This is a genomic window from Dietzia sp. SYD-A1 (assembly GCF_015356725.1).
GTDB lineage: Bacteria > Actinomycetota > Actinomycetes > Mycobacteriales > Mycobacteriaceae > Dietzia.
This window is the reverse complement of sequence record NZ_JADDKI010000052.1, coordinates 1-5580: the sequence shown is the minus strand read 5'-3', so window position 1 is coordinate 5580 and position 5580 is coordinate 1. Positions and strand designations below refer to the sequence as shown.

At 70.4% G+C, this 5580-nt stretch carries 5 protein-coding genes; 1 reads left to right on the top strand and 4 read right to left on the bottom strand.

Translation table 11 applies throughout. From position 1 onward, the window contains the following. The 4 genes from IY392_RS02745 to IY392_RS02730 form a co-directional block, all read right to left on the bottom strand. Positions 1-681: zinc-binding alcohol dehydrogenase family protein (locus IY392_RS02745; protein WP_194860444.1), on the bottom strand; the 681-nt coding region annotated here is incomplete at its 3' end. Positions 682-809: 128 nt separating this feature from the next. Beyond that, complete coding sequence (gene epsC / locus IY392_RS02740; protein ID WP_182612379.1) at positions 810-1433, bottom strand: serine O-acetyltransferase EpsC; 624 nt, start codon at positions 1431-1433, stop codon at positions 810-812. Continuing rightward, on the bottom strand, positions 1433-2368 hold the full coding sequence (gene cysK / locus IY392_RS02735; RefSeq protein ID WP_107755403.1) for a cysteine synthase A: 936 nt from the start codon (positions 2366-2368) through the stop codon (positions 1433-1435). Before cysK ends, epsC begins: the two co-directional genes overlap by 1 nt. A 158-nt stretch (positions 2369-2526) precedes the next feature. Then, positions 2527-4317, bottom strand: a complete 1791-nt coding sequence (locus IY392_RS02730; protein WP_107755404.1) for a long-chain fatty acid--CoA ligase — start codon at positions 4315-4317, stop codon at positions 2527-2529. 150 nt (positions 4318-4467) lie between these two features. Between IY392_RS02730 and IY392_RS02725 the strand changes: the two genes are divergently transcribed. Then, positions 4468-5580 (top strand): GAF domain-containing protein (locus IY392_RS02725; RefSeq protein ID WP_194860443.1); only part of this gene is annotated, 1113 nt, incomplete at its 3' end.

Below are 5580 nucleotides of genomic sequence, written 5' to 3'. Positions count from 1 at the left end.
GTCGAGCGGGACCGGGGGACGCTCGCGGGCGTCCCCGGCCGAGGCCGCGCCGAGCTCGAGTGCCAACCGGCGCGCGCCCTCGCCCCGGGTGAGCACGTGGACCTCTGCCCCCTGCGCGAGAGCGAGTTGCGCGGTGAGATGAGCGGAACCGCCGAAGCCGTAGACGCCCAGCCTGCCGCCCGGCGGGAGCGCCGCACGCTTGAGCGCACGGTAACCGATGATGCCCGCGCACAGCAGCGGCGCGGCCGAGAGGTCGTCGATCCCGTCGGGAAGGGCGTAGGCGAACGCCTCGGGGACCGTCGTGAACTCCGCGTAGCCGCCGTCGGCATCCCATCCGGTGTAGCGGGACCGCGCGCACAGGTTCTCCCGTCCGGACCGGCAGGCACCGCAACTCCCGCAGGTGCCCCGCAGCCAGGGGACGCCCACCCGGTCACCGGTGAGGAACCGGACGCACCCGGGTCCCGAACCCACGACCTCTCCGACGATCTCGTGGCCGGGCACCACCCGCGGTCGTCGGACCGGGAGGTCACCCGTGGCGACGTGAAGATCGGTGCGGCAGACCCCGCACGTGAGAACGCGGAGCAGGACCTCTCCCGGCCCGGGCTCGGGAACGGGCGTGTCGACGAAGTCCAGGGGCGACTCCGCCAGGGGGCCCGGTTCGCGGACCACCCAGGCTCGCATCTGCGTCACGGTGCCGGTCACCTCGATCCTGCCGGTGCGATGACGGCGATCCTAACCCTCACGAGACGACTCAGGCCACCCCGCCGACGCGATCAGGAGCGTCGTCGGGGTGACCGGAGTGGCGAGGGTCAGATGTAGATGGCGGGATCGATGTAGAACTGCGCGTCGCGCAACTCCTCCTTCGACTCCTTGGCCGGCGTGGCGACGCCCGGTACGCCCACGATGATCGAGTTCGCCGGGGCGTCCTTGACCACGACGGCGTTGGCGCCGACCGAGGAGTCCGAGCCGATCTCGACGGGGCCCAGGATCTTGGCCCCGGCCCCCACGGTCACGCGGTCGCCCAGGGTGGGGTGGCGCTTGACCTGCTTGAGCGAGACACCGCCCAGGGTGACCCCGTGGTACAGCATGCAGTCGTCACCGATCTCCGCGGTCTCCCCGATGACCACACCCATCCCGTGGTCGATGAAGAACCGTCGACCGATGGTGGCACCGGGATGGATCTCGATCCCGGTGAGGAACCGGGTGAACTGGCTCAGGACGCGGGCCGCGAACCGGCCGGCCCCGCCGGCCACCCACAGGCGATGGGAGAGGCGGTGGGACCAGATCGCGTGCAGCCCGGAGTAGACGATCGCGTTCTCGACATCTCCCCGGGCCGCCGGGTCGTGGGCACGCGCCGCGGCGAGGTCCTCGCGCAGGGTGCGCAGGATCCCCGCCGCGGGCGCGTCCGCGGTCGACGGAGTCGGGTCGGTCATCAGTCGCGGTAGTCCTCGAACAGCATGGTGGACACGTAGCGCTCGCCGTAGTCGCACACGATCACCACGATGGTCTTGCCGGCGTTCTCCGGGCGCTTGGCCAGTTCGAGCGCGGCCCACACGTTGGCGCCGGAGGAGATGCCGGCGAGGATGCCCTCCTCGCTGCCCAGGCGCTTGGCGATCCGCAGCGAGTCGTCGAGGGTGACGTCGATGACCTCGTCGTAGATCTCGCGGTTGAGGATCTCGGGGACGAAGTTGGCGCCGAGGCCCTGGATCTTGTGCGGCCCGGCCTTGCCCTCGGTGAGAAGCGGGGAGTCCTTGGGCTCGACGGCCACGATCTGGATGTCCGGCTTCTGCTCGCGGAGGTAGCCGCCGGCGCCGGTGATGGTGCCGCCGGTCCCGATGCCGGCCACGAAGATGTCGACCTCTCCGTCGGTGTCCTCCCAGACCTCGGGGCCGCTGGTCCGACGGTGCACGTCCGGGTTGGCCGGGTTGGCGAACTGTCGGGCGAGAACGGCGTTCTCGCGGGTGTTGGCGATCTCCTCGGCCTTGGCCACCGCGCCCTTCATGCCCTCGGAGCCCGGGGTGAGGATGAGCTCGGCCCCGTAGGCGCGCATGACGGCGCGGCGCTCGACCGACATGGTGTCGGGCATGACCAGGACGGCCTTGAACCCGCGTGCGGACGCGACCATGGACAGTGCGATACCGGTGTTACCGGAGGTGCCCTCGACGATGGTGCCGCCGGGCTTGAGGGCGCCGGAGGCGACCGCGTCGTCGATGATCGCGGCGCCGATGCGGTCCTTGACGCTGGCGGCCGGGTTGGCGGATTCGAGCTTGGCCAACACGGTGGCGCCCAGGCCGTCGGTCAGGGAGTTGAGGCGGACCAGGGGCGTGTGGCCGATGGTCTCGGTGATGTCGGAGTAGATCTTCGCCATTGGTGAGTTCCGTTCTGCAGAATGAACCGATCTGTCTATCGGTCAGTGTACGTGATCCCGCCACCGTCCGGACCGGGCCCGGGCGAATTCGGCCGGCCCCGAGAAACGCCGCGGCGCCCGTACCCCGCGGTGGGGTCCGGGCGCCGGCGGTGGGGGTGTCAGTTGCCGGAGTACAGGGCCTCGATCTCGCTGCCGAAGCGGTCGTGCACCACGTTGCGCTTGAGCTTGAGCGTCGGGGTGAGCTCGCCGCTCTCCACCGAGAACTCCGCCGCGAGGATCTTGAACTTGCGGATCGACTCGGCACGGGAGACGGACTTGTTGGCCTGGTCCACGGCGTCCTGGATCGCGCCGACCAGGTCACCGTCCTGGAGCAGGTCCTCCACCTCGCCGGTCTTGCCGTGCTTGTCCCGCCACGCCGGGAAGGTCTCCTGGTCGATGGTGACCAGTGCCGCGATGTAGTTGCGGTTGTCACCCACCACCACGGCCTGGCTGATCAGCGGGTCGGCCGAGAGCAGGTCCTCCATCTGGGAGGGTGAGACGTTCTTGCCACCGGCGGTGACGATGAGGTCCTTCTTGCGGCCGGTGATCGACAGGTAACCGTCCGAGTCGAGCTGCCCGATGTCGCCGGTGTGGTACCACTCGCCGGTCCAGGCCTCCTCGTTGGCCTTCGGGTTCTGCCAGTAGCCCTTGAACAGGGTCTTGGCCTTGGCCAGGATCTCGCCGTCCTCGGCGATCCGGATGGTCACGCCCGGGATCGGCCGACCCACCGTGCCGATCTTCGCCTGGCCGATCGGGTTGACGGTCAGCACGCCCGAGGACTCGGTGAGGCCGTAGCCCTCGAGGAGGTCGAAGCCGGCGCCGCGGTAGAAGTGGCCCAGACGGGCGCCCAGGGGGCCGCCACCGGAGATGATGCGGTTGCACTCGCCGCCCAGGGCCTCGTGCAGCTTCGAGTAGACGAGCTTGGAGAACAGCTTCTGCTTGAGCGCCAGGCCCGCGGACGGCTTCCCGCCGCCCTCGATGGCCGTGGAGTAGTCGATCGCGGTCTGCACCGCGGCCTTGAAGATCTTGGCCTTGGCGCCGCCGGCGGCCTCCGCCTTGCCCGCCGCGGAGTTGTAGACCTTCTCGAGCACGCGCGGGACCGACACGAGGAAGGTCGGGTGGACCTCCGACAGCCGCTCGACGACCTTGGTGGTGTCGGGCTCGTGGGCCACGGCGACGCGCTTGTAGAAGCACGCCACCTCGAGGATTCGGGCCAGGACGTGGGCCAGCGGCAGGAAGATCAGGGTGCGGCTGTTGGGGACGAACGCGTCCTGGAGCTGCTGCTCGACGGCCACCACGACGCCACCGAACCCGCCGTGCAGGATCTCGCAACCCTTGGGGTTGCCCGTCGTGCCCGAGGTGTAGATGATGGCGCACCTGTCCTCGTGGCCCATCGCCAGCGAGGCCTGCTCGACCTGCTCGTCGGAGATGTCGGCGCCGGCGGCGGTGAGCTGGGCGACCAGGTCGTTCTCGATGACCATGATGTCGCCGCTCCACTCGGTGCCGGACGTCAGCACCTCGCGGAGTTCGAGATCCTCGACCACGGCGAAGGTGGCGCCGGAGTCGGTGAGGATCCAGTCGCACTGGCCCGAGGAGGAGGTCTCGTAGATCGGGACGGTGACGGCGCCGACCGCCCACGCGGCCCAGGCGATGAGCGACCACTCGTAGCGGGTGTGGCTCATGATGGCCAGGCGGTCGCCGGGCTGGACGCCCCGGGCGATCAGGCCTTTGGCGACCCCCTTGACCTCCTGGAGGTACTGGGCGCAGGTGACCTCTGTCCAGTCGGTTCCGACGAGTCGCAGTACCGCGACGTCGTTCGGCGCCTCCTCCGCGTTCTTGAACACGAGCCGGCCGAGGTTCTCGACGGGGAAGGACTTGGTGGCGGGAGGGGTGGCGAACTCGGTCGTCATTGCGATCCTTAGGTCATGTGTGGCCTGTATCACTGGCAAGTGTAGAGGGTTCGCCGCCGTGCGTCTCCAGCACGGTCTATTTGGATCCGTTTATGAGGGGCGCGTCAGGTTCGAAATCGCCGCTACTGTGATACGGGTTACACTGGCGACATGTTCGGGGGCACGGGATCCACGGCGAGCCTGCTGGTGGCCGAGTCGTGGGAGCGCAGCAGGCATCGGGGCATCGACCCCACGGTGGCCGCGCCGTCGGTCGAGCTGGAGGGTCCGGACCTCTCCCGCCACGTGGCGCAACACCGGATGGCGTCGGTGCTGCCGGTGGTCGAGTCCGTCCTCGTCCCGGGCGTCGTGTCGAGCGGACACATCGTCGCCGTCGCGGACGAGCGCGGGCGGCTGCTGCGGGTGATCGGGGATCGGGGGGTCAGGTCACGAGCCGAGTCGATGGCGTTCGTCCCCGGGGCCGTCTGGACGGACGAGGCGGTCGGGGCCAACGCACCGGGCCTCGCGCTCAGGCACGACACCGAGGTCCGGGTCCGCGGATCCGAGCACTACCTCGAGATGGCCCACGAGTGGAGCTGCGCGGCGGCCCCCGTGCACGACCCCGGTTCGGGTGAGCTGATAGGGCTCATCGACGTGACCGGTCCGAGCAGCGCCGCCTCGGACCAGATGCTCGCGCTGATCCGGGCGACGGTCATGCTCGCCGAGGGGGAGTTGCGCACCGCCGCCGGTCTCGTCGTGCCCCGCCCGGCCCGTGCTGACCGGGCCGACGGCGGGCGGCTGCGGCTGCGGGTCCTCGGTCCGGGTGCAGGCGTTCTCGACGGGGACGTCCCCGGGGTCGGCGGTCGCGCCCTGACCGGCAGGCACGCGGAGATCTGCGTGCTGCTCGACGCCCATCCCGAGGGCTTGACCGGTGGCGCGCTCGCGGAGCTGCTCGCCGACGACCGCCTGGACGAGGTCAGCGTCCGCGCCGAGGTCTCCCGGCTGCGACGGGTGCTCGGGCCGGATGTGGTGGGGTCGAGGCCGTATCGTCTGGCCCCCGGCGCGCTCACCACCGACGTCCGTGACGTCACGGACGCGCTCGGGTGCGGGGACGTCATGAGGGCGGTCTCGGCGTACCCGGGACCACTCCTGCCGTCATCGGATGCCCCCGGGGTGGCCGATCTGCGACTCGAGATCCATTCGATGGTGCGGGCCGCGGTCCTGTCCGCGGATCGGCTCCCCGTCCTCCGCGCCTGGGTCGCCGGCGCCGGTCGCGAGGACCTCGCC